This window comes from Streptomyces sp. NBC_01635, from assembly GCF_045209715.1.
Lineage (GTDB): Bacteria > Actinomycetota > Actinomycetes > Streptomycetales > Streptomycetaceae > Streptomyces > Streptomyces hirsutus.
Genome location: NZ_CP109277.1, coordinates 2,425,415 through 2,447,435 on the forward strand (window position 1 = coordinate 2,425,415; position 22,021 = coordinate 2,447,435).

General features: G+C 70.9%; 19 protein-coding genes. 2 read left to right on the forward strand and 17 right to left on the reverse strand.

Translation table 11 applies throughout. The features are described 5' to 3' along the window. Nucleotides 1-7: 7 nt before the first annotated feature. The 5 genes from OHB56_RS11500 to OHB56_RS11520 form a co-directional block, all read right to left on the reverse strand. Entirely contained in the window at nucleotides 8-1,594 is a 1,587-nt protein-coding gene (locus OHB56_RS11500; protein WP_406353035.1) for a Na+/H+ antiporter, read from the reverse strand. 265 nt (nucleotides 1,595-1,859) lie between these two features. Beyond that, complete coding sequence (locus tag OHB56_RS11505) at nucleotides 1,860-2,327, reverse strand: GNAT family N-acetyltransferase (protein ID WP_406353037.1); 468 nt, start codon at nucleotides 2,325-2,327, stop codon at nucleotides 1,860-1,862. Beyond that, nucleotides 2,324-3,268, reverse strand: coding sequence for an RluA family pseudouridine synthase (locus OHB56_RS11510; RefSeq protein ID WP_326752173.1), 945 nt, complete (start codon nucleotides 3,266-3,268; stop codon nucleotides 2,324-2,326). Before OHB56_RS11510 ends, OHB56_RS11505 begins: the two co-directional genes overlap by 4 nt. A gap of 55 nt (nucleotides 3,269-3,323) precedes the next feature. After that, on the reverse strand, nucleotides 3,324-3,935 hold the full coding sequence (gene lspA, locus OHB56_RS11515) for a signal peptidase II (RefSeq protein WP_326752174.1): 612 nt from the start codon (nucleotides 3,933-3,935) through the stop codon (nucleotides 3,324-3,326). Between the two features lie 88 nt (nucleotides 3,936-4,023). Beyond that, on the reverse strand, nucleotides 4,024-4,500 hold the full coding sequence (locus OHB56_RS11520) for a TraR/DksA family transcriptional regulator (RefSeq protein ID WP_406353039.1): 477 nt from the start codon (nucleotides 4,498-4,500) through the stop codon (nucleotides 4,024-4,026). A 67-nt stretch (nucleotides 4,501-4,567) separates the two neighbouring features. On the opposite strand from OHB56_RS11520, the gene OHB56_RS11525 reads away from it, so the two are divergent. Together OHB56_RS11525 and ileS are read left to right on the forward strand one after the other, a co-directional pair. Next, a complete protein-coding gene (locus OHB56_RS11525; protein ID WP_406353041.1) occupies nucleotides 4,568-5,011 on the forward strand; it encodes a hypothetical protein in 444 nt (147 codons plus the stop codon). Between the two features lie 611 nt (nucleotides 5,012-5,622). Further along, nucleotides 5,623-8,781, forward strand: a complete 3,159-nt coding sequence (ileS, locus tag OHB56_RS11530) for an isoleucine--tRNA ligase (protein WP_406353043.1) — start codon at nucleotides 5,623-5,625, stop codon at nucleotides 8,779-8,781. Between the two features lie 269 nt (nucleotides 8,782-9,050). On the opposite strand, the gene OHB56_RS11535 is transcribed toward ileS, so the two are convergent. From OHB56_RS11535 to murF, 12 genes are all read right to left on the reverse strand, one after another. Further along, entirely contained in the window at nucleotides 9,051-10,316 is a 1,266-nt protein-coding gene (locus OHB56_RS11535) for a DivIVA domain-containing protein (protein WP_406353044.1), read from the reverse strand. Between the two features lie 52 nt (nucleotides 10,317-10,368). Continuing rightward, nucleotides 10,369-10,659 carry a YggT family protein gene (locus OHB56_RS11540; protein ID WP_055593377.1) on the reverse strand — a complete coding sequence of 97 codons (291 nt, stop codon included), beginning with the start codon at nucleotides 10,657-10,659 and terminating at the stop codon, nucleotides 10,369-10,371. Nucleotides 10,660-10,709: 50 nt separating this feature from the next. Then, a complete protein-coding gene (locus tag OHB56_RS11545) occupies nucleotides 10,710-11,360 on the reverse strand; it encodes a cell division protein SepF (RefSeq protein ID WP_326752178.1) in 651 nt (216 codons plus the stop codon). A gap of 130 nt (nucleotides 11,361-11,490) precedes the next feature. Beyond that, complete coding sequence (locus tag OHB56_RS11550) at nucleotides 11,491-12,222, reverse strand: YggS family pyridoxal phosphate-dependent enzyme (protein ID WP_406353046.1); 732 nt, start codon at nucleotides 12,220-12,222, stop codon at nucleotides 11,491-11,493. 6 nt (nucleotides 12,223-12,228) lie between these two features. Further along, nucleotides 12,229-12,957 (reverse strand): peptidoglycan editing factor PgeF, encoded by a 729-nt coding sequence (pgeF, locus tag OHB56_RS11555; RefSeq protein ID WP_406353048.1) that lies wholly within the window; start codon nucleotides 12,955-12,957, stop codon nucleotides 12,229-12,231. Then, a complete protein-coding gene (gene ftsZ / locus OHB56_RS11560) occupies nucleotides 12,954-14,147 on the reverse strand; it encodes a cell division protein FtsZ (protein ID WP_055593381.1) in 1,194 nt (397 codons plus the stop codon). The genes pgeF and ftsZ overlap by 4 nt, the downstream gene beginning before the upstream one ends. A 280-nt stretch (nucleotides 14,148-14,427) precedes the next feature. After that, nucleotides 14,428-15,225 (reverse strand): cell division protein FtsQ/DivIB, encoded by a 798-nt coding sequence (locus OHB56_RS11565; RefSeq protein WP_406353050.1) that lies wholly within the window; start codon nucleotides 15,223-15,225, stop codon nucleotides 14,428-14,430. 301 nt (nucleotides 15,226-15,526) lie between these two features. After that, entirely contained in the window at nucleotides 15,527-16,618 is a 1,092-nt protein-coding gene (murG, locus tag OHB56_RS11570; RefSeq protein WP_326752182.1) for an undecaprenyldiphospho-muramoylpentapeptide beta-N-acetylglucosaminyltransferase, read from the reverse strand. A gap of 6 nt (nucleotides 16,619-16,624) precedes the next feature. After that, nucleotides 16,625-17,977: a putative lipid II flippase FtsW gene (gene ftsW / locus OHB56_RS11575; protein ID WP_326752183.1), complete on the reverse strand. Its 1,353-nt coding sequence runs from the start codon at nucleotides 17,975-17,977 to the stop codon at nucleotides 16,625-16,627. Between the two features lie 80 nt (nucleotides 17,978-18,057). After that, nucleotides 18,058-19,524, reverse strand: coding sequence for a UDP-N-acetylmuramoyl-L-alanine--D-glutamate ligase (gene murD / locus OHB56_RS11580; RefSeq protein WP_326752184.1), 1,467 nt, complete (start codon nucleotides 19,522-19,524; stop codon nucleotides 18,058-18,060). After that, nucleotides 19,506-20,597, reverse strand: coding sequence for a phospho-N-acetylmuramoyl-pentapeptide-transferase (mraY, locus tag OHB56_RS11585; RefSeq protein ID WP_326756964.1), 1,092 nt, complete (start codon nucleotides 20,595-20,597; stop codon nucleotides 19,506-19,508). Before mraY ends, murD begins: the two co-directional genes overlap by 19 nt. Then, a complete protein-coding gene (gene murF, locus OHB56_RS11590) occupies nucleotides 20,597-22,018 on the reverse strand; it encodes a UDP-N-acetylmuramoyl-tripeptide--D-alanyl-D-alanine ligase (protein ID WP_326752185.1) in 1,422 nt (473 codons plus the stop codon). Before murF ends, mraY begins: the two co-directional genes overlap by 1 nt. Between the last annotated feature and the right edge of the window lie 3 nt (nucleotides 22,019-22,021).

Consider the following 22,021-nt stretch of genomic DNA (forward strand, 5'->3'; position numbering starts at 1 on the left):
AGCGAACTCACCGCATGCTGCGCACATCGAGGTGGCGCAGCACCCGGTCCACCACCTCGGGGTCGGCCCCCGCCTCGCTCCGCGCCGCCAGCACCTCGTGCCGTGCGGCACTCAGCATCTCCCCCCGGATCCGCCGCGCCGCCCTGACCCATCGCGCCCGCTGCCGGTACGCCTCCCGCCGCTCCTCCTCGACGACATCGGGGCTGATCCGCGCCCCGATCTCGAAGGCACTGCGCAGCATCTGCTCGGCCAGTTCCTCCGGGAGCTCCTCGGCCTCCTCGATCTCGCGCAGCCTGTGTCTCGCGGCCTGCGCCGCCCGCAGCGCGAGGTCCCGTTCGAGTTCCTTCTCCCGCCTGGTGTCGGCCCGCACCCCCAGCCGTTTCACCAGCCACGGCAGGGTCGTCCCCTGGACCAGCAGCGTCGCCATGATCACGCCGAACGCGATGAAGACGATCTCGCCCCGGGCCGGGAAGTCGCCCCCGGTGTCGGTCTCCAGCGGAATCGCCAGCGCCAGCGCGACGGAGGCCACCCCGCGCATCCCCGACCACCACATCACCACGGTCTCGCGCCAGCTCACCGGGATGTCCTCGCCGGTGTCCCGCGCGGCGTGCAGCCGCCGCGTCAGCCAGGTCGCCGGCAGCAGCCACAGCAGCCGGACGAGGACGACCACGCCCACGATCGCCCCCGCCCAGCCGAGCAGTTCGCCCCAGTGGCCGGCCGCGGCCCCGACCGCGTTGTGCAGTTCGAGACCGACCAACCCGAACGCGACGCCGATGACGAGCGTGTCCACGATGTCCCAGAAGGCGTGCCCGGCCAGCCGGGTCATCACGTCGTCGGCGTCGGTGGCGTACTCCACGAGGAACAGCGCGGTGGTGAGCACCGCGAGCACCCCCGAACCGTGCAGTTCCTCGGCCAGGACGTAGGAGAAGTACGGCACCAGCAGGCTCAGCGCGATCTGCAGGGTCGCGTCCCCGAGCAGGTCCATCAGCCGGTTGGCGCCCCAGCCGAGCGCGAGCCCGACCGCGACCGCCACCACGGCCGACAGGACCAGGTCCAGGCCCGCCTCCCAGGGCGAGAAGGTGCCGCTCAGGGCGGCGGCGATCGCCACGTGGTACAGGACGATGGCGGTGACGTCGTTGAACAAGCCCTCGCCCTCGAGGATCGACACCAGCCGGCGCGGCAGCCCCAGCTTCCCGGCGACGGCGGTCGCCGCGACCGGGTCGGGCGGTGCGACCAGCGCGCCGAGGGCGATCGCGGCGGCCGGCGGCAGGCCCGGCACGATCGCGTGGGCGACGACGGCCACGCACAGCGTGGTGACGAACACCAGCGCCACGGCGAGCAGGAGGATCGGTCTCGCGTTCGCCGCGAACTGCCGCCAGGACGTCCGGCGGACGGCGGCGTAGAGCAGGGGCGGTAGCAGCAGCGGCAGGATCAGGCCCGGCGGGACGTCCACGTTCGGGACGAACTCCAGGAGTGCGAGGACGATGCCGAGGAGCGTCATCAGCACCGGCGCCGGCAGCCCCAGCCGGTCTCCCAGGGGAACACACACCACGGCCCCGAGCAGCAGGGCGAACATCAGGGCCAGCTGGTCCACGGTCGGTGCTCCGGACGGCTCGGCGGTCGGACGACGGGGCGTCCAGCCTGCCACGCCGACGCCCCGCGCCGGGCGTGCGGCGCCGACCGTTCGGCGCCACGCGTTCGGCGCCCCTGGTCGCCCCACGTGCCGGAACCGGAACGCTCATGCGTGCGGAGCCCGGCCGGCCGAGGTGCGTACGGCCGCCGTGACCGGCCTGCCTCGATGCGGTCCGGCTGCCGGACCCCCGGGCCGCCCCGCGCCGTCCGCTACCTGTCCCGTCCGGTCACAGGGCGCGCCGCATGGCCCGGTGGGGCATCCCCGCGTCCGGGAACTCCGGTCCGTACGCCACGTACCCCAGCCGCTCGTAGAACCCCAGGGCATGGGTCTGCGCGTGCAGGTCGACGGCGGTGAGGCCGCGGGCGCGGGCCGCCTCCTCGATACCCCGGACCAGGGCGGCCCCGATGCCGAGCCCCCGCGCCCGGCGCGTCACCGCGAGCCGTCCCAGGGACCCGACCGAAGCGTCACCGCCGGTCTTCGCCGCGGCGGCCCCGCCGTGCAGCAGCCGCCCGGTGCCGAGCGCCTCGCCGTCCTCACCGATCGCGAGCACCTGCACGGCGCCGGCGTCGTACGCGTCGTACTCCAGGTCCTCGGGCACGCCCTGCTCGGCGACGAAGACCTCCTTGCGCACCGCGAAGCACGCCTCCCGGTCGCCGGGTTCCACCGCCTCGCGGACCACGTGCGGGGTGCTCACGCGTAGGTCTCCTCCCGGACCAGGTCGAGCGCCTGGCTCAGGTCCTCGGGGTAGTCGCTGGTGAACTCCGCCCACAGGCCGTCCCCGGGGTGCTCGAAGCCGAGCCGCACGGCGTGCAGCCACTGACGGGTGAGGCGGAGCCGCTTGGCGAGCGTGGGGTCGGCGCCGTAGGTCAGGTCGCCGACGCAGGGGTGCCGGTGGGCGGCCATGTGGACGCGGATCTGGTGGGTGCGGCCGGTCTCCAGCTTGACGTCAAGGAGCGAGGCGGACCGGAAGGCCTCGACCAGGTCGTAGTGCGTGACGGAGGGCTTGCCCTCGGCGGTGACCGCCCACTTGTAGTCGTGGTGCGGATGCCGGCCGATGGGTGCGTCGATGGTGCCGCTGGTCGGGTCGGGGTGGCCCTGGACCAGGGTGTGGTAGCGCTTGTCGACCGTGCGCTCCTTGAACTGGCGCTTCAGCGACGTGTACGCGTACTCCGACTTGGCGACCACCATGAGACCGGAGGTGCCGACGTCGAGACGGTGCACGATGCCCTGGCGCTCGGCGGCGCCGGAGGTCGAGATGCGGTACCCGGCGGCGGCGAGGCCGCCGATCACTGTCGGTCCGGTCCAGCCCGGCGAGGGGTGGGCGGCGACCCCGACCGGCTTGGCGATCACGACCACGTCGTCGTCGTCGTGCACGATCTCCATGCCCTCGACGGGCTCGGCGACCACCTGCACCGGGGCGGGCGCCTGCGGCATCTCCACCTCGAGCCAGGCGCCCCCGCTCACCCGCTCCGACTTGCCGACCACCGATCCGTCGACCGTGACCTTCCCCGAGGTGGCGAGTTCGGCCGCCTTGGTCCGGGAGAAGCCGAACATGCGGGAGATGGCGGCGTCGACGCGCTCGCCCTCCAAGCCGTCGGGCACGGGCAGGGTTCGAATCTCGGGAATCGTGCTCACCCGTCGAGTATGCCGGACCGGTCCGGCAACCCCGTACCCGCGCTCTCGGCCCTGCTCAGTCCTTGTGGACGGTCCCGTCCGGGTCGAGGCCCCGGAAGGACAGCAGGACGATCAGGATGCCGCCGCAGACGATCGCCGAATCCGCCAGGTTGAAGACGGCGAAGCCCTTGGGCGCGATGAAGTCGACGACCGCGCCCCGGAAGACGCCCGGGGAGCGGAAGATCCTGTCCGTGAGGTTGCCGAGGGCACCGCCGAGCAGCAGGCCCAGCGCGATCGCCCAGGGCAGGCTGTACAGCTTGCGGGCCAGCCGGACGATCACCACGATCACCGCCGCCGCGATCACCGTGAAGATCACGGTGAAGGCCTCGCCGAAGCCGAAGGCCGCGCCCGCGTTGCGGATCGCCTCGAACCTCAGCCAGTCGCCGACGATCTCGATGGGCTCGTGGTGCTCCAGCTCGGCGACCACGATCATCTTGCTGATCAGGTCGAGGGCGTAGGCGACGACGGCGACGGCGAACAGCACGGCCACGCGCCGCTTGCCGCGGGGTGCTCCGGCCGCCGCCTCCGCGGCCTGGGCATCGGCCCGGTCGAGCCCGGTCCGGTCCTGCCCGCCCCGGTCCGCGTCCGGGGTTTCCGGCGTACCGATGATGCGCTCCGCCTCTGCCACGTGAGTCCCTCAAGCTAGGTACCTGACTGAGGACGAGGGTACGGCACACCCCGCGCGACCCTCGTGCTCAGGCGGCGTACGAGGGTGCTCAGTACCGGCGCTCCTGCTTCTGCTTGCACTCGACGCACAGCGTGGCCCGGGGGAAGGCCTGCATCCGGGCCTTGCCGATGGGGTTGCCGCAGCTCTCGCACAGGCCGTAGGTGCCGGCCTCCAGCCGCTGCAGGGCGCGCTCGTACTGGGTGAGCATCTCGCGTGCGTTGGCGGCGAGCGCCAGTTCGTGCTCGCGCGTGGTGTTCTTCGTGCCGGTGTCGGCCTGGTCGTCACCCGCCCCGTCCCCGGAGTCCCGCATCAGGCCGGCCAGCGACCGTTCGGACGAGGCGATCTCCTCGCTCAGCCGCAGCACCTCGGTCGTCAACTCGGCCCGTGCGTCCTCGACCTCCTCCGGTGTCCAGGGCTCCTCTCCCGGACGCACCGCGAGGTCGCCGGGCTCCACTGCTGCGAGCCGCGCCTTGGGCACGGCGGTCTTCGCCGCCGTCGCCGTGCCAGGAGTCTTCTCAGCACCCACCGTTGTCGCTCCCGTCTGCGTCGCGGCCTCGACCGCGCCCGTGTCAGTGGCCGTGCCGTGCCCGGCCGTGTCCTGTGTGCCCCCGCTGGTCCTGGTGGTGCTTTCCCTCGTACCGCCGCCCCCGCCCGTGCCGCCCTCACGCGCGGCGCCCCGCCCGGCACCGGCCTCCGTTCCCCGGGCCGCCGCCTTCTTCCGGGAACTCCTGGCCGTGACGGCCCTGGAAGCCGTCGCCTTCGAGCGCGCGGCTCCGGAGGCCGCCGTTCCCTTCTCCGCCTTCGCGGGGGCGGGGGCGGCCTTCCCGGTCCCGGTCTTTCCCGCCGTGTTCCTTCCCGTCCCGGCCTTCCCGGATCCGGCCTTCCCGGCCGACTGCTTCGCAGCCGCCTTCCCCGCATGCGCCGTCGCCTTCGCGTCCTCCCGGGACTCCTCGGCGGGCACGGCCCTGCCGGACGCCGACTGCTGTACGGCGGTCTTCTTCGCCACCATGGCCGCGGCCCCTTTTCACATACTGTGATCTTGCGCGCGCATCGTTCTGGGACGATAAATCGACTCGGGTCCCGCGGCAACGGGGCGCACCGCCCGATTCGCCCGCCCCGCGGACGCCGCGCGGCGGACCTTCATGCGTTGTGCCCAGCTCCCCGCCGGGTATGCCACCAAGTCGGACGTCGCGGAATCCGAACACCCGTACCGCCCCATTCGGCGGTATGTACCCCTATCGGCGACTCGTGAGGCATATGCGCGAACCCTGCCCGGCCCCCGCTCGCCGTCCACGGAACAACCGGTCAGCCGCTGTCCGCTCCGCGCCGTACACTGGGCGGAGCGAAAAGCGTGGATGGGGACGAGTAGCGGCGTACGCAGCCCAGAGCGACCCGGGGACGGTGTGAGCCCGGGGGCGAGCGCGACGCGAAGATCACCCCGGAGCCGCCGGAGGAAAGCCGCAGCCCGACAGCAGCGGCGAGTAGAACCGGCATCGCGACCCCAATGAGGGGGTTCACCGGCGCACACGACGCACCGGGGAGCCAAGGAGGGTGGTACCGCGGGAGCGCGCCGACGGTGGCGCAGGGATCGACACAGCTCTCGTCCCTCCGGACGGAAGGCAGCAAGTCCGCCGGAGGAAGCCCGCTGATGACAACGCCGACGTACCGACAGGTGCCCGCCCAGGTCGACCTGCCCGCTCTCGAGCACGCGGTGCTCGACTTCTGGCAGGAACAGAAGATCTTCGCCAAGAGCCTGGAGCAGTCCGAGGGCCGCCCCGAGTGGGTGTTCTACGAGGGCCCGCCCACCGCCAACGGCATGCCGGGCGCCCACCACATCGAGGCGCGCGTCTTCAAGGACGTCTTCCCCCGCTTCCGCACCATGCGCGGCTACCACGTGGGCCGCAAGGCCGGCTGGGACTGCCACGGCCTCCCGGTGGAACTGGCGGTGGAGAAGGAGCTCGGCTTCTCCGGCAAGCAGGACATCGAGGCGTACGGAATCGCCGAGTTCAACGCCAAGTGCCGCGAATCGGTGACCCGCCACACCGACGCCTTCGAAGAGCTCACGACCCGCATGGGTTACTGGGCCGACCTCCAGGACCCGTACCGCACGATGGACCCGGAGTACATCGAGTCCGTCTGGTGGTCGCTGAAGGAGATCTTCACCAAGGACCTGCTGGTCCAGGACCACCGCGTCGCCCCCTGGTGCCCCCGCTGCGGCACCGGCCTGTCCGACCACGAGCTGGCGCAGGGCTACGAGACGATCGTCGACCCGTCCGTCTACGTCCGCTTCCCCCTCACCTCCGGCCCGCTGGCCGGCGAGGCCTCGCTCCTGGTGTGGACGACCACGCCGTGGACACTGGTGTCCAACACCGCGGTCGCCGCGCACCCCGAGGTCGCCTACGTCGTCGCGACGAACGGTGAGGAGAAGGTCGTCGTCGCCGAGCCGCTGGTGGCCAAGGCCCTCGGCGAGGGCTGGGAGACCACCGGCGAGACCTTCACCGGCGCCGAGATGGAGCGCTGGACCTACCAGCGCCCCTTCGAGCTCGTCGCGTTCCCCGAGCCGGCCCACTATGTGGTCAACGCCGACTACGTCACCACCGAGGACGGCACCGGTCTGGTCCACCAGTCGCCCGCCTTCGGTGAGGACGACCTCAGGGTCTGCCGCTCCTACGGCCTGCCCGTGGTGAACCCGGTCCGCCCGGACGGCACCTTCGAGGAGGACGTCCCGATGGTCGGCGGCGTGTTCTTCAAGAAGGCCGACGAGAAGCTGACGGAGGACCTGGGCGACCGGGGCCTGCTGTTCAAGCACATCCCGTACGAGCACAGCTACCCGCACTGCTGGCGCTGCCACACCGCGCTGCTCTACTACGCGCAGCCCTCCTGGTACATCCGCACCACGGCCGTCAAGGACCGCCTGCTCGAGGAGAACGAGGGCACCAACTGGTTCCCGGACTCCGTCAAGCACGGCCGGTACGGCGACTGGCTGAACAACAACATCGACTGGGCGCTCTCCCGCAACCGCTACTGGGGCACCCCGCTGCCGATCTGGCGCTGCGAGGACGACCACCTCACCTGCGTCGGCTCGCTCGCCGAGCTGACCGGGCTGACCGGCACCGACCAGTCGGGCCTCGACCCGCACCGCCCGTTCATCGACGCGGTCACCTTCGCCTGCCCGCAGGACGGCTGCGGGAAGACGGCCACCCGCGTGCCCGAGGTCATCGACGCCTGGTACGACTCGGGTTCGATGCCGTTCGCGCAGTGGGGCTACCCGCACAAGAACAAGGAACTGTTCGAGAGCCGGTACCCGGCACAGTTCATCTGCGAGGCCATCGACCAGACCCGCGGCTGGTTCTACACGCTGATGGCGGTCGGCACCCTGGTCTTCGACAAGTCCTCGTACGAGAACGTCGTCTGCCTCGGCCACATCCTCGCCGAGGACGGCCGCAAGATGTCCAAGCACCTGGGCAACACCCTGGACCCGGTCCCGCTGATGGACCAGCACGGCGCGGACGCGGTCCGCTGGTTCATGGCGGCCGGCGGTTCCCCGTGGGCGGCCCGCCGGGTGGGCCACGGCACCATCCAGGAGGTCGTCCGCAAGACGCTCCTGACCTACTGGAACACCGTCGCCTTCCAGGCGCTGTACGCCCGTACGTCCGGCTGGGCCCCGTCCGAGGCCGACCCGGCGCCCGCCGCCCGCCCGCTGCTGGACCGCTGGCTGCTCTCCGAGCTGCACGCGCTCACCGACCAGGTGACCCGGGCACTGGACAGCTACGACACCCAGCGCGCCGGCAAGCTGCTGTCCGCGTTCGTCGACGACCTGTCCAACTGGTACGTCCGCCGCTCCCGGCGCCGCTTCTGGCAGGGCGACAAGGCCGCACTGCGCACCCTGCACGAGGTCGTCGGGACGGTCACCCAGCTGATGGCCCCGCTGACCCCGTTCATCACCGAGCGGGTCTGGCAGGACCTGGTCGTGCCGGTCACCCCGGACGCCCCGGAGTCCGTCCACCTGTCCTCCTGGCCCGAGGCCGACCTGACGGCGATCGACCCGGAGCTGTCGAAGCAGATGGTGCTGGTGCGCCGCCTGGTGGAGCTGGGACGGGCCACCCGCGCGGAGTCGGGCGTCAAGACCCGCCAGCCGCTCAAGCGCGCCCTGATCGCGGCGAGCGGCTTCGGCGCCCTCCACCCGGAGCTGCACCAGCAGATCACCGAGGAGCTGAACGTCGAGTCCCTGGCGTCCCTGTCCGAGGTGGGCGGCTCGCTGGTGGACACGACGGCCAAGGCCAACTTCCGTGCGCTGGGCAAGCGGTTCGGCAAGCGCGTCCAGGACGTCGCCAAGGCCGTCGCCGGCGCGGACGCCGCCGCGCTGTCCCTGGCACTGCGCGAGGGCACCGCCTCCGTGGAGGTCGACGGTGAGACGGTCGCCCTCGCCCCGGACGAGGTGATCATCACGGAGACCCCGCGGGAGGGCTGGTCGGTGGCCTCCGACGCCGGCGCCACGGTCGCCCTGGACCTGGAGATCACCGAGGAGCTGCGCCGCGCCGGTCTGGCCCGGGACGCGATCCGGCTGATCCAGGAGGCCCGCAAGAACAGCGGCCTCGACGTGGCCGACCGGATCGCCCTGCGCTGGACGTCGACGGAGGACGCCACCGTCGCGGCCCTGACCGAGCACGCCGGTCTCATCGCCGATGAAGTCCTCGCCGTGGCCTTCGTGAATGAGCACAGTGCCCGGGATGAGGCCGACGACACTTACGGTCAGCCGTTCACCGATGAGGGCCTGTCCCTGACGTTCCGCCTCCGCAAGGTGTGAGGTCCAAGGGGTAGAACCACCGGCGCACCCCGCGCCACCCGCAATGCCGAAGGGCCCGGGTCCGCCGAAAAAGTTCGGCGGACCCGGGCCCTTCGGCATTGCGTCCTACGGACAACTGCCCCGCACCTCGAACAACCGCCGCAACCACCACAACCACCGCGAAAGGGCCCCAACGCGCGTAGCACAAGGGCGGGGCCCCGGGTTCTCGAACCCGGGGCCCCGCCCTGAACGCTGTCGGCCGCTACGCCGTACTCATGGCCATCAGGCCGTCAGTTGTCGTCCTCGTCGATCAGGAACCCGCGCATCGGCGAGGGCGCCTGACCCATCGGCGACGGCCCCTGCGGACGCACCGGCGCCATGGGCTGGGTCATCGCCGGCTGCATCTGCTGCTGGCCACCGCCGTAGGACGGGCCGGACTGGCCGGGGCCGCCCATCTGCTGGCCCCCGCCGTAGGACGGCGCACCGGCACCGGCCGGAGCCATCGAGGGCGCCGGGGACGGCGGCAGCGACGGAGCGGCGGGCTGACGCGGCGGGGCGAGCGAGTCGTCCGCCTGGGTCTCCAGCTGACGCAGCTGCGACTCCAGGTAGGACTTCAGCCGCGTGCGGTACTCGCGCTCGAAGCCGCGCAGGTCCTCGACCTTGCGCTCCAGCGTGGCGCGGGCGGACTCCAGGGAGCCCATCGCGACGCGGTGCTTCTCCTGCGCGTCCCGCTCCAGGGCGTCCGCCTTGGAGCGGGCGTCCCGCTCGAGGCCCTCGGCACGCGAACGCGCCTCGCCGACGATCTTGTTGGCCTCGGAACGGGCCTCGGCGATCGCCTGGTCGGCGGTCTGCTGGGCCAGCGAGAGCACACGGGCCGCACTGTCGCCGCCGGGGCCGCCCTGCTGTCCCGGGAGGCCGGGAGGACCGCCCATGGGGCCACCGGGGCCGCCCATGGGGCCGCCGTGGCCCATCTGTCCCTGCATCTGGCCCTGCATCGGACCGCCCTGGCCCATCTGCCCCTGCATCGGGCCACCCTGGCCCATGGGACCGCCCTGGCCCATGGGACCGCCCTGGCCCATCTGCCCCTGCATCGGGCCGCCCTGGCCCATGGGACCGGGACCCTGACCCATCTGGCCGGGACCCTGCGGACCGCCCTGACCGCCGGGGCCGGCGGGCAGCTGCGGCGCACCGCTCGGCAGCTGGGGCGGACCACCCATGGGGCCACCCATCTGCTGCTGCGGCGGGCCCGATATGCCGGCGGGCACCGGACCGCCGGGACCTCGCATGCCCTGCTGGGGCATGCCCTGGGGCGGCCCCTGCTGTTGCTGCTGCTGGTCCTGCGGTTCCGGAGGCTTGCGCATGTTCTGCTGGTTCTGGGCAGCAGCGCGCGTGGCCGCGGCCAGTTTGGCGCGCAGGTCCTCGTTCTCTCGGAGCAGGCGCGTCAGTTCGGCTTCGACCTCATCGAGGAAGGCATCGACCTCGTCCTCGTCATAGCCTTCTCGGAGGCGGACGGTCGTGAACTGCTTGTTCCGCACGTCCTCGGGGGTCAACGGCATCTCTTCACCTCAACGTAGTCATCGGCAGTCGGCAGGCCCATGTCGTCCACAGTCACCTCAGCGCACTGCCCACGAGGGAGATCAGGATGTAGACGATGATCATCAGTACGAAGAAGGACAGGTCGAGCGCCACGCCCCCGAGACGCAGCGGCGGGATGACCCGCCGCAGAAGCTTCAGCGGTGGATCGGTGACAGTGTAGGTGGCCTCCAGGACGACCACCATCGCCTTGCCGGGTTGCCACGAGCGGGCGAACTGGAAGACATAGTCCATGACCAGACGGAAGATGAGCACGATGAGGAACACCATCAGCGCGATGTAGATCACCTGCGCGAACACGCTCATGGTCTGGTTGTCCCTCTCCCCTGTGTCCTGCGTCTGTCCGGTCCTGCGTCTCAGCTCTGGTTGAAGAACCCGCCCTCTGCGATACGGGCCTTGTCCTCCGCCGTGACATCGACGTTAGCAGGAGACAGCAGGAACACCTTCTGCGTCACCCGCTCGATGCTGCCGTGAAGACCAAACACCAAACCGGCCGCAAAGTCGACAAGTCGCTTGGCGTCCGTGTCGTCCATCTCGGTCAAATTCATGATCACCGGCGTGCCTTCACGGAAGTGTTCCCCGATGGTACGGGCCTCGTTGTAGGTCCGCGGGTGAAGTGTGGTGATCCGGTAAGGCTCTCGTTCCGACACGACCTTGGGCATGATCACCGGTGCGTTCTTCTCCAGGCTGGCGCGTTCTTGTGTGATGGATGCCACGGGCGCGATGCGCGCCGGGCGTGCCGATTCAGCGGGAAGCGAAGCGGACCGGGCGACCGGCTCGCGAAGCGGGGGCGAAGGGGCGACTCGCACCTCTTCGCCCCTTTGGAGTTGGTGTGCCCCATGTGCGCCGTGCGACTGGTGCGACGGCTCGTGCCGCCGGTGGTCCCGCTCGGGCTCCGGGTCGAGTTCGGGTTCGAAGTCGTCGTCTGGGTCAAATCCGCGGCCGTCGTACCCATCGTCCTCCACGAGGCCGAGGTAGACCGCCATCTTGCGCATCGCGCCGGCCATTCTCCGTGCCCTCCGCTCTGTGGTGGATCCGCTGACGACCGCCAAGTGCCCGCGATCCACAAGGTCCTCAAGTCCGCCCGATCAGCGGCAATGACCATATTTTCTGCTGTGGTCCGACTTCCTGGCGACGTTACCCGAGCCGGGGGCGGACTCCGAGTACCGCACTGCCTACACGCACATGTGTCGCTCCGGCCGCAACAGCCTGTTCGAGATCCGCACTCATCCCCGCGGAGACCATGTTCGCAGCAGGATGGGCCGCGCGCAGGTCGGTCGACAAATCCATCAAGCGCTCGAACGCCGCCTGTTGGCGCCCGGCGTACTCCCCGGTGAGCGGAGCGACGGTCATCAGCCCGTCCAGCCGCAGACCTTCGGCCCCGGCGACGAGACGGGCCAGTTCCGCGACGCCGTCCGGTGCCACGCCGCCGCGCTCCCCCCGGCCCCCTCCCGCCGCGGGCTCATCCGCGTCGAGCGCGACCTGGATGAGGCAGCCCAGTTCGCGCCCGTTGCGCACGGCCTCCTTCGAGAGCGCCGTGACCAGTCGGGAACGATCGACGGACTGCACGAAATCGGCATAACCCGCCACAGACCGCACCTTGTTGGTCTGAAGCTGCCCGACAAAGTGCCACCGAAGGGGCAGATCGGCACATGCGGCGGCTTTCGGGGCGGCGTCCTGGTCGCGGTTCTCGGCGACATGACGCACACCGAGCTCCGACAGGATCCGCACATCGCTCGCGGGGAAGGTCTTGGTGACCACGATCAGGGTCACTTCCTCCCGCCCGCGTCCGGCGGCCGCGCACGCGGCGGTGATCCGCTCCTCCACATCCGCGAGATTCGCGGCGAGTTCTTCCCTACGTTCCGTCATACCCCATCAGTCCAGCCATACATAGCCCGCGAGCCGCCCGGTGGTGCGGTCCCGCCGGTACGAGAAGTGATCGTCCGACTCCAGCGTGCACACCGACGACCGCTCCCGGTCACCCACCCCGAGCCGTTCGAGCTGGGCGTGCACACCTCCGGCCACATCGACCGCCGGCGTACCCCGACTCGTCTCGGCATACGCCGCCGGCTCGACGGCGGCCACCTCGGCGCGCATCTGCGACGGCACCTCGTAGCACCGGCCGCAGACGGCGGGGCCGGTGCGGGCGACGATGCGGGCCGGGTCGGCGCCGAGTTCCGTCATGGCCCGCACGGCGGCGGGGACCACCCCCGCGACCAGGCCGGGCCGGCCCGCGTGGGCCGCCGCGGCGACACCGGCGACGGGGTCGGCGAGCAGTACCGGGACGCAGTCGGCGGTGAGTACGGCGAGGGCGAGGCCCCGCCGCGCGGTGACCACGGCGTCGACCTCGGGAACGGGACGGTCGCCCCACGGCCCGTCGACCACGACCGCGTCGGCTCCGTGCACCTGGTTCATCCAGACCACCCGGTCCGGGTCGAGGGCAAGGGACTTCGCGGCCAGTTCGCGGTTGGCGCGCACCGCGCCGGAGTCGTCGCCGACCGCCCCGCCGAGGTTGAGCTCCGCATACGGAGCGGCGCTCACCCCGCCCCACCGGTCGGTGAAGGCGAAGTGCGCGCCGCGCACGCTTTCACGCTGTCCTATCACTTGAGGAAGTCCGGTACGTCCAGTTCCTCGGCCGCGCTGTCCGCGTAGGTGCGGGACGGCGGGACGGGCGGCTGGGCGATCGGGATGTCGCTGACCGGCTCGGGGGCCTGCTCCGGCTCCTCCTTGGGCGTGACACTGCCCAGGGAGCCGAAGGACGGACGGCTCTCGGGCTGCCGCGCGGGGGCGGGCTCCTCGCGCTTGGCCGAGGACGAGCCGAGGACGTTGTCCCGCTTCGAGGGCGGCTGGCCGCCGTCGAAGCCGGCCGCGATCACCGTGACCCGGACCTCGTCGCCGAGGGCGTCGTCGATCACCGCGCCGAAGATGATGTTGGCTTCGGGGTGGGCCGCCTCGCTCACCAGCTGGGCGGCCTCGTTGATCTCGAACAGACCGAGGTCGCTGCCGCCGGAGATGGACAGCAGGACGCCCCTGGCGCCGTCGATGGAGGCTTCCAGCAGCGGGGAGGAGATCGCCATCTCGGCGGCGGCCACCGCGCGGTCGTCGCCGCGGGCCGAGCCGATGCCCATGAGGGCCGACCCGGCCTCGGACATGACCGACTTGACGTCGGCGAAGTCGAGGTTGATCAGGCCGGGGGTGGTGATGAGGTCGGTGATGCCCTGGACACCGGAGAGCAGGACCTGGTCCGCCGACTTGAAGGCGTCCAGGACCGAGACCTGGCGGTCCGAGATGGACAGCAGCCGGTCGTTGGGGATGACGATGAGGGTGTCGACCTCTTCGCGGAGCTCGGCGATGCCGTCCTCCGCCTGGTTGGCGCGGCGCCGGCCCTCGAAGGTGAACGGGCGGGTGACCACGCCGATGGTGAGAGCGCCGAGCGAGCGGGCGATGTTGGCCACCACGGGGGCGCCGCCGGTGCCGGTGCCGCCGCCCTCGCCGGCCGTCACGAAGACCATGTCGGCCCCCTTGAGGACCTCCTCGATCTCCTCGCGGTGGTCCTCGGCCGCCTTGCGGCCGACGGCCGGGTTGGCTCCGGCGCCGAGTCCGCGGGTGAGTTCACGGCCGACGTCGAGCTTGACGTCGGCGTCGCTCATCAACAGGGCTTGCGCGTCGGTGTTGATGGCGATGAACTCGACGCCCTTGAGACCGACCTCGATCATCCGGTTGATGGCATTGACACCACCGCCGCCGACACCGATGACTTTGATGACTGCGAGGTAGTTCTGCGGTGCTGCCACGTCGAAGGCCTCTCGCCTCGAGTTACGTGTCGCCGACTCACGGCCGTGCCGCGGTTCGACGACTGATGCCGATGTGGGACGGTCCGTATCGCCGACCCGAACCCTAACGTTGAAGTTTAGGGTTACCAGTGTGCCTGTTCCCTGGAGTCTTCTGAACAGGACAGTAAGTCGACAAGTGGCGCGCGTTCAACGAACACGCCGAACCTCCCGTTTTTCTTTTCACCCTATGTGATCAGCCGTGGCACCACCCAACCAGGGGTCTGGCCTGCACTGATATGCGTCAACTCCCCGATGACGCGGGAGCGGTGGGAACACTCACATCGAAGTGCCGTGCGTCCGGCGCCGCTTTCAGCAGAGCGGTGAGGGCACGGCCCTTCGCGGCACCATTCTCACCGCTCCCCCAGGCGATCGCCCTGCCGTCCGCCAGTTCCAGCGAGATGTCGTCATAGGAACGGACCTTGACGCTCCGCGTCGCGCGGATGACGGCGTCCGGCACATCACGGGCGACCCGTACCGCTTCGCGCACCAGTCGGCCCTCGCCGAAGCGGCGCAGACTCGCGGCCGTGGTATCACTCCGGCGCACGCTCAATTCCAGCCGGGGAACACCTTCGGGCGCTCGGGAAACCGTGGCGTATCGGACACCTTCGCCGTCGATCTCGGTGAACTCCCCGCCTTTTTCGACCACGAGAACCGGCGTGCGCTCGGTGATATTCAGCTCTATTTCGTGCAGCCAGGAACGGACCACGTCAACTGCGCCGATTCGGGGCAATTCATCGCGGAGCCGTGCGGCGATCGCGTCCGTGTCCACCGCGACCATCTGGTCCCCGACGGGGACATCGGCGATCTCACGCACTTCCCCGGGGGTCAGGACCCGGGTGCCGGACACGGACACCCGCTCCACCCGGGCCAGATCGGACCCGTACAGCAGCCAGAACGTGCCGCTGCCGAGGAAGACCAGGGCGACCGCCAGGACGACGATCAGACGAAGGTGTCTCCGCCTCAACCGCCGCCGCGCCGGCGGCGGCCCGGACGGCTCCCGCCGGCGTTCACCGCGCTCGGCGGTGGTCGATCCGGCCACAGCACTCCCTTTCCCGCGGCGCGGTTCGCCTCCGGGGCACCGCGGTCGGTGCCGGCAGGCCGACCGCGCTCAGCCCTTCGGGCCTTCGCACGCTCGGCCTGCCGGCACCGCCGCGCCCCTTCGGCTCACTCGCCGGTGTCCTAGGCCTGTCGTTTGGATCAGGCCGGGCTCGCGGGCCCCGGCACCGCGCCTCGCCGCGTTGTCGTCGGTCCCCAGGGCTCGGCCCTGGCTCCCTCCTCCGCCTTGCGACGCACGGCACCGGACCCCGCTCCCTGATCCGGCCTGATCCAAACGAAAGACCCTAGCGCTGACGTGAGGCGATCGCCTCGTACACCATGCCGACGAGCAGGTCGTCGGCGTCCCGGCGGCCGAACTCGGTGGCGGCGCGGGACATCTCGTACAGCCGGTGCGGGTCGGCCAGGACGGGCAGCACGTTCTGCTGGACCCACTCCGGCGTCAGTTCCGCGTCGTCGACCAGAAGTCCGCCGCCGGCCTTGACCACCGGCTGGGCGTTCAGCCGCTGTTCACCGTTGCCGATGGGCAGCGGGACGTAGGCGGCCGGGAGCCCGACGGCGGAGAGTTCGGCGACGGTCATCGCGCCCGCGCGGCAGAGCATCATGTCGGCCGCGGCGTACGCGAGGTCCATCCGGTCCACATAACCTACCGGGATGTAGGGGGGCATTCCCGGCATCTGCTGCACCTGGGGCAGTTCGTTCTTCGGGCCGACCACGTGCAGGATCTGGATGCCGGCCTGCTGGAGCCACGGCGCGACCTGCTGGACGACCTCGTTCAGCCGGCGGGCGCCCTGCGAGCCGCCGGACACCAGCAGCGTGGGCAGGTTGGGGTCGAGCCCGAACGCGGCACGGGCCTCGGGCCGCACGGCGGCCCGGTCCAGGGTGGCGACGGAGCGGCGCAGCGGAATCCCGATGTAGCGGGCGTCGCGCAGCTTGCTGTCCGGGGTGGAGACGGCGACCCTGGCCGCGTACCGGGAGCCGATCTTGTTGGCCAGACCGGGGCGGGCGTTGGCCTCGTGGACGATGATCGGCACACCGAGCCGCTTGGCGGCGAGGTAGCCGGGCAGGGCGACATAGCCGCCGAAGCCGACCACGGCGTCCGCCTTGGTGCGTTCCAGGATCTGCTCGGTCGCCTTGATGGTGCCGCGCAGCCGGCCCGGGACGGTGATCAGCTCGGGGGTGGGCTTGCGGGGCAGCGGCACGGCGGGGATCAGCGCCAGTTCGTACCCGCGCTCGGGTACCAGACGTGTCTCGAGACCGCGTTCCGTGCCCAGGGCCGTGATGCCCACGGACGGATCCTGCCTGCGCAGGGCATCCGCGAGGGCGAGCGCGGGCTCGATGTGGCCCGCGGTTCCTCCGCCGGCGAGTACGACATGCACCGAAATTCACCGCTCTCCGGACGAACGTGCCGCCGTGGCGCGCCGTCGCATCGTGTTCCATCTGTGGGGTCGCTGAGTACCCCGGTTCCGCTTTCTACCAAAGCGAGGTTGCCGCATCGCAAGCGCCGCCCGCGCAGCGGGCTCGTCACGCGCGAAGGCGATCAGCAGTCCGATGGCGAACATGGTCGGCAACAGGGCGGAGCCCCCGTAGGAGAACAGCGGGAGGGGAACACCTGCGATCGGCAGCAGTCCGAGGACCGCACCCATGTTGATCACGGCCTGGGCCGTGATCCAGGTGGTCACGCCTCCCGCGGCATACCTCACGAAGGGGTCCTCCGTGCGTCCGGCCACGCGGATACCCGCATAGCCTAGAGCCGCGAACAGGGCGAGTACCGACAGCGTCCCCGCCAGACCCAGTTCCTCACCGGTGATGGCGAAGATGAAGTCGGTGTGGGATTCCGGCAGTTGGCCCCATTTCTCCACACTCGCGCCGAGTCCGGACCCGAAGATCCCGCCGGACGCGAGTGCGTAGATCCCGTGCACGGCCTGCCAGCAGTCGACGGGGCCCGCCTGGGGCTCGGTGGCGCCGAGGCAGGCGAGCCGGGCCATGCGGTTCGGGCTGCTCCAGATGAGGAAGGCGCCGATCAGCGTGGCGACGGCCAGCACGCCGGCGAACAGCCGGGTGGGCGCCCCGGCCAGCCAGAGCAGGCCGAAGAGGATCGCCGTCAGGATGATCGCCGTGCCCATGTCGCCGCCGAGCATGATCAGTCCCAGCAGCATGAAGGCGGCCGGAACGAGCGGCACCAGCATGTGCTTCCACTGGGACAGCAGCTGCCTCTCCTGCTTGCGGGCGAGCAGGTCGGCGCCCCACAGCACCAGGGCGAGCTTGCCGAACTCGCTGGGCTGGAGTTGGAAGGAGCCGCCGACGCCGATCCAGTTCTGGTTGCCGTTGACCTCCATCCCTATCCCCGGCACCTGCACCAGGACCATCAGGAAGACGGCGCCCGCGAGGATGGGGTAGGCCAGCGCCCGGTGCAGCTTCACCGGCATCCGGGAGGCCGCGAGCAGCAGCACGGCGCCGATGCCGGCGGCCAGGAGCTGTTTGCGGAAGAAGTACGAGCCCGGCAGCGACATCTGCAGCGCGGTGATCTGGGAGGCCGAGTAGACCATCACCAGGCCGAGCACGGTGATCAGCGCGCTGCCGCCGAGGATCAGGTAGTAGGCGGTCAGCGGCCGGTCCCAGGCCTTGTAGGCCCGCGCGTGGAGGGCCCTCAGGGGGTTCTCGCGGGCCTGCCGGGGTGCGGCGGGGCGGTGGGGCGCCCGCCGCACGGGAGGCCGTCCCGTGCGGCTACCGGGCATGTCGGCCTCCGCTGTGCGCCCCATGGTGCCTCGACGGTCCCACGCGTCCCTCCCAAGGTCGCCCGGCACAGGCGGCCGGGTCAGGCACCGAGTTCGCGCACCGCCTGTGCGAACGCCTCACCGCGCCTGTTGTAGTTGGCGAACATGTCCATCGAGGCGCAGGCCGGGGCCAGCAGCACCGTGTCGCCGGGCCGGGCGAGGCGCTTCGCCTCCTGGACAGCCTGGAGCATCGCCCCAGTGTCGGTCCGGTCGAGGTCGACCACGGGTACTTCCGGTGCGTGTCGCGCCAGGGCTTCGCGGATCAGCGCGCGGTCCGCGCCGATCAGGACGACGCCGCGCAGGCGCTTCGCCGAGGCCGCGACCAGTTCGTCGAAGGCGGCACCCTTGGCGAGTCCGCCGGCGATCCACACGATCGACTCGTAGGCCGCCAACGAGGCCTGTGCGGCATGGGTGTTGGTCGCCTTGGAGTCGTCGACATAGGCGACCTCGTCCACGTCGGCGACATGCGCGATGCGGTGGGCGTCCGGGGTGAAGGCGCGCAGCCCGTCCCGTACGGCCGCCGCCGGCACCCCGTAGGCGCGCGCGAGGGCGGCGGCGGCGAGGGCGTTGGCGATGTTGTGCGGGACGGGCGGGTCGACGTCGGCGACCTCGGCGAGTTCCTGGGCGCTGCCCCGGCGGTCCTCGACGAAGGCGCGGTCGACCAGGATGCCGTCGACGACGCCGAGTTGGGAGGGGGCGGGGGTGCCGAGGGTGAAGCCGACGGCGCGGCAGCCCTCCTCGACGTCGGCCGCGCGGACCAGGTCCTCGGTGGACGGCTTGTCGGTGGCGTCGGCGTTGTAGACGCAGGCGATCCGGTTGCCCTCGTAGACACGGCCCTTGTCGGCGGCGTACGCCTCCATGGAGCCGTGCCAGTCGAGGTGGTCGGGGGCGAGGTTCAGCACCGCCGCCGAGTGCGCGCGCAGGGAGGAGGACCAGTGGAGCTGGTAGCTGGACAGTTCCACGGCGAGCACGTCGTACCGCTCGTCGCCGAGCACCGCGTCGAGGAGCGAGACGCCGATGTTGCCGACGGCCGCGGTGCGCAGGCCCGCCGCCTCGAGGATCGAGGCGAGCATCCGGACGGTGGTGGTCTTGCCGTTGGTGCCGGTGACCGCGAGCCAGGGCGGGGCGTCGGGGCCGCGCAGCCGCCAGGCCAGTTCGACGTCGCCCCAGACCGGGACGCCGGCCTGTCCGGCGGCGGTGAACAGCGGCTTGTCGGGCTTCCAGCCGGGGGCGGTGACGACGAGTTCGGTGCCCTCGGGGAGGGTGCTCGCGGCCTGCTCGCCGAGGCGGACGGCGATGCCGAGCCGTTCCAGCTCGGCCGCCTGGGTCCGGGCGCGCTCGTCGTCGCCGTCGTTGACGACCGTGACGTGCGCGCCGAGGCCGTGCAGCGCCCTGGCCGCCGGGACGCCGGAGACGCCGAGCCCGGCGACGGTGATGTGCCTGCCCCGGAACCGGTAGGGCTCCGGGGACTGCGATGCCACTGGTGCGGTCACTTGTCCGCTGCCCATCCCGCGTAGAAGATGCCGAGTCCGACGATCACGCAGATGCCCTGGATGATCCAGAAGCGGACCACGACAAGGACTTCGGACCACCCCTTGAGTTCGAAGTGGTGCTGGAGCGGTGCCATTCGGAAGACGCGTTTCCCGGTGAGCTTGAAGGAGCCGACCTGGATGACCACCGACATGGTGATGAGGACGAACAGGCCGCCCAGGATGGCGACCAGCAGCTCGGTGCGGGAGCAGATCGCGAGGCCCGCGAGGACGCCGCCGAGCGCGAGCGAACCGGTGTCGCCCATGAAGATCTTGGCCGGCGAGGTGTTCCACCACAGGAAGCCCAGGCAGGAACCCATCAGCGCGGAGGCGACCACCGCGAGGTCGAGGGGGTCCCTCACCTCGTAGCAGGCACCCGGGTTGGTCAGGGTCGTCGCGTTGGCGCAGGACTCCTGGAACTGCCAGACGCCGATGAAGGTGTAGGCGCCGAAGACCAGGACGGAGGCGCCGGTGGCCAGGCCGTCCAGACCGTCCGTCAGGTTCACGCCGTTCGACATCGCGAGGATCATGAACAGCGCCCAGATGACGAACAGCACCGGGCCGATGGTCCAGCCGAAGTCGGTGATGAACGACAGCTTGGTGGAGGCCGGGGTGTTGCCGCGGTCGTCCGCGAACTGCAGGGCGAGCACGGCGAAGGTGATACCGACGATCAGCTGGCCGGACATCTTCGCCTTGGCCCGCAGGCCCAGCGAACGCCGCTTGACGATCTTGATGTAGTCGTCCAGGAAGCCGACCAGGCCCATGCCCACCATCAGGCCGAGCACCAGCAGACCCGAGAAGGTCGGCGACGCGTCGACCTTCGGGTCCACGTAGCCCGTGACCAGTTTCGCCAGGAAGTACGCGGCGACCGTCGCCAGGATGAAGGCGATACCGCCCATCGTCGGCGTACCGCGCTTGCTGGCGTGCTCGCGCGGGCCGTCGTCGCGGATGTACTGACCGTACCCCTTGCGTGCGAGCAGCTTGATCAGCAACGGGGTGCCGATCAGCGTCAGGAAGAGGCCAATGACTCCTGCGAACAGGATCTGCTTCATCATCGGGCGACGACCTCGCCCTCGGTACCGGTCGCGAGCAGCGCCTGCGCCACGCTCTCGAGACCGACCGACCGGGACGCCTTCACGAGAACGACGTCTCCCTGGCGCAATTCACTGCGCAACAGGTCGACAGCCGCCTGTGCGTCGGACACGTGCACCGACTCCTCACCCCACGAACCCTCGTTATATGCGCCCAGTTGCAGCCAGGCGGCTTCCCTGCCCCCGACCGCGACGAGCTTGCTGACGTTGAGTCGGACGGCGAGCCGTCCGACCGCGTCGTGCTCGGCGAGCGCCTCGTCCCCGAGCTCGGCCATCTTGCCGAGCACCGCCCACGTACGGCCCCCCTTCGCCTGTGAGGCTTTGCCCATGGCCGCGAGCGCGCGCAGGGCGGCTCGCATGGACTCGGGGTTCGCGTTGTAGGCGTCGTTGACGACCGTCACGCCGTCCGGGCGCTCGGTGACCTCCATCCGCCAGCGGGAGAGGGAGCCCGCTTCGGAGAGCGCGAGTGCGATCTCGTCTGCGGACATGCCCAACTCGTGGGCGACGGCGGCCGCGGCGAGCGCGTTCGACACGTGGTGCTCACCGTACAGGCGCATGGTCACATCGCTTGCACCGGAGGGTGTGTGAAGCCTGAACGAGGGCTGTCCGCTGTCCATGAGTCGTACGTTCTCGGCCCGAACGTCCGCTTCGTCGCTCTCCCCGAAGAGGAGCACCTTCGCCTTCGTGCGGGACGCCATGGCGCGTACGAGCGGGTCGTCCGCGTTGAGGACCGCGGTGCCGTCCTCGGGGAGGGCCTCGACGAGTTCGCCCTTGGCCTGTGCGATCTGCTCCCGGCCGCCGAACTCCCCGATGTGCGCGGTGCCCACGTTGAGCACCAGGCCGATCTTCGGCGGGGTCAGGCCCGCGAGGTACCGGATGTGGCCGATGCCACGGGCGCCCATCTCCAGCACGAGGAACCGGGTTTCCTCGGTGGCGGTGAGCGCGGTCAGCGGCAGCCCGATCTCGTTGTTGAGGGAGCCGGGGGTGAAGACGGTCGGCGCCTTGCGCCGCAGCACCTGCGCGATGAGGTCCTTGGTGCTGGTCTTGCCGGCCGAGCCGGTCAGTGCGACGAGGGTGGCGCCGAGACGCCGCACGACGTGCCGGGCGAGGGCGCCCAGCGCGCTCTGGACGTCCCCGACGACGATCGCGGGCACCCCCACGGGCCGGGAGGCGAGCACGGCCGCCGCGCCCGCCTCTACGACCGCGGCCGCGAAGTCGTGGCCGTCCACGCGTTCACCGGCGAAGGCGACGAACAGGCTGCCCGGCACCACCTCCCGTGAGTCCCGCACCACCGGCCCGGTGACCGGAACGGACGGATCCGGTATGTCGTACGTCTGCCCGCCGACGACTTCTGCGATCTCGGCGAGGGAGAGGGCGATCACAAG

Coding starts and splice junctions, on each gene's coding strand:
- OHB56_RS11550 (WP_406353046.1), bottom strand. CDS start 12,222: ATGACGGAACGTAGGGAAGAACTCGCCGCGAATCTCGCGGATGTGGAG.
- ftsW (WP_326752183.1), bottom strand. CDS start 17,977: ATGCCCGGTAGCCGCACGGGACGGCCTCCCGTGCGGCGGGCGCCCCAC.
- murD (WP_326752184.1), bottom strand. CDS start 19,524: ATGGGCAGCGGACAAGTGACCGCACCAGTGGCATCGCAGTCCCCGGAG.
- OHB56_RS11535 (WP_406353044.1), bottom strand. CDS start 10,316: ATGCCGTTGACCCCCGAGGACGTGCGGAACAAGCAGTTCACGACCGTC.
- OHB56_RS11540 (WP_055593377.1), bottom strand. CDS start 10,659: ATGAGCGTGTTCGCGCAGGTGATCTACATCGCGCTGATGGTGTTCCTC.
- OHB56_RS11545 (WP_326752178.1), bottom strand. CDS start 11,360: ATGGCCGGCGCGATGCGCAAGATGGCGGTCTACCTCGGCCTCGTGGAG.
- mraY (WP_326756964.1), bottom strand. CDS start 20,597: ATGAAGCAGATCCTGTTCGCAGGAGTCATTGGCCTCTTCCTGACGCTG.
- ileS (WP_406353043.1), top strand. CDS start 5,623: ATGACAACGCCGACGTACCGACAGGTGCCCGCCCAGGTCGACCTGCCC.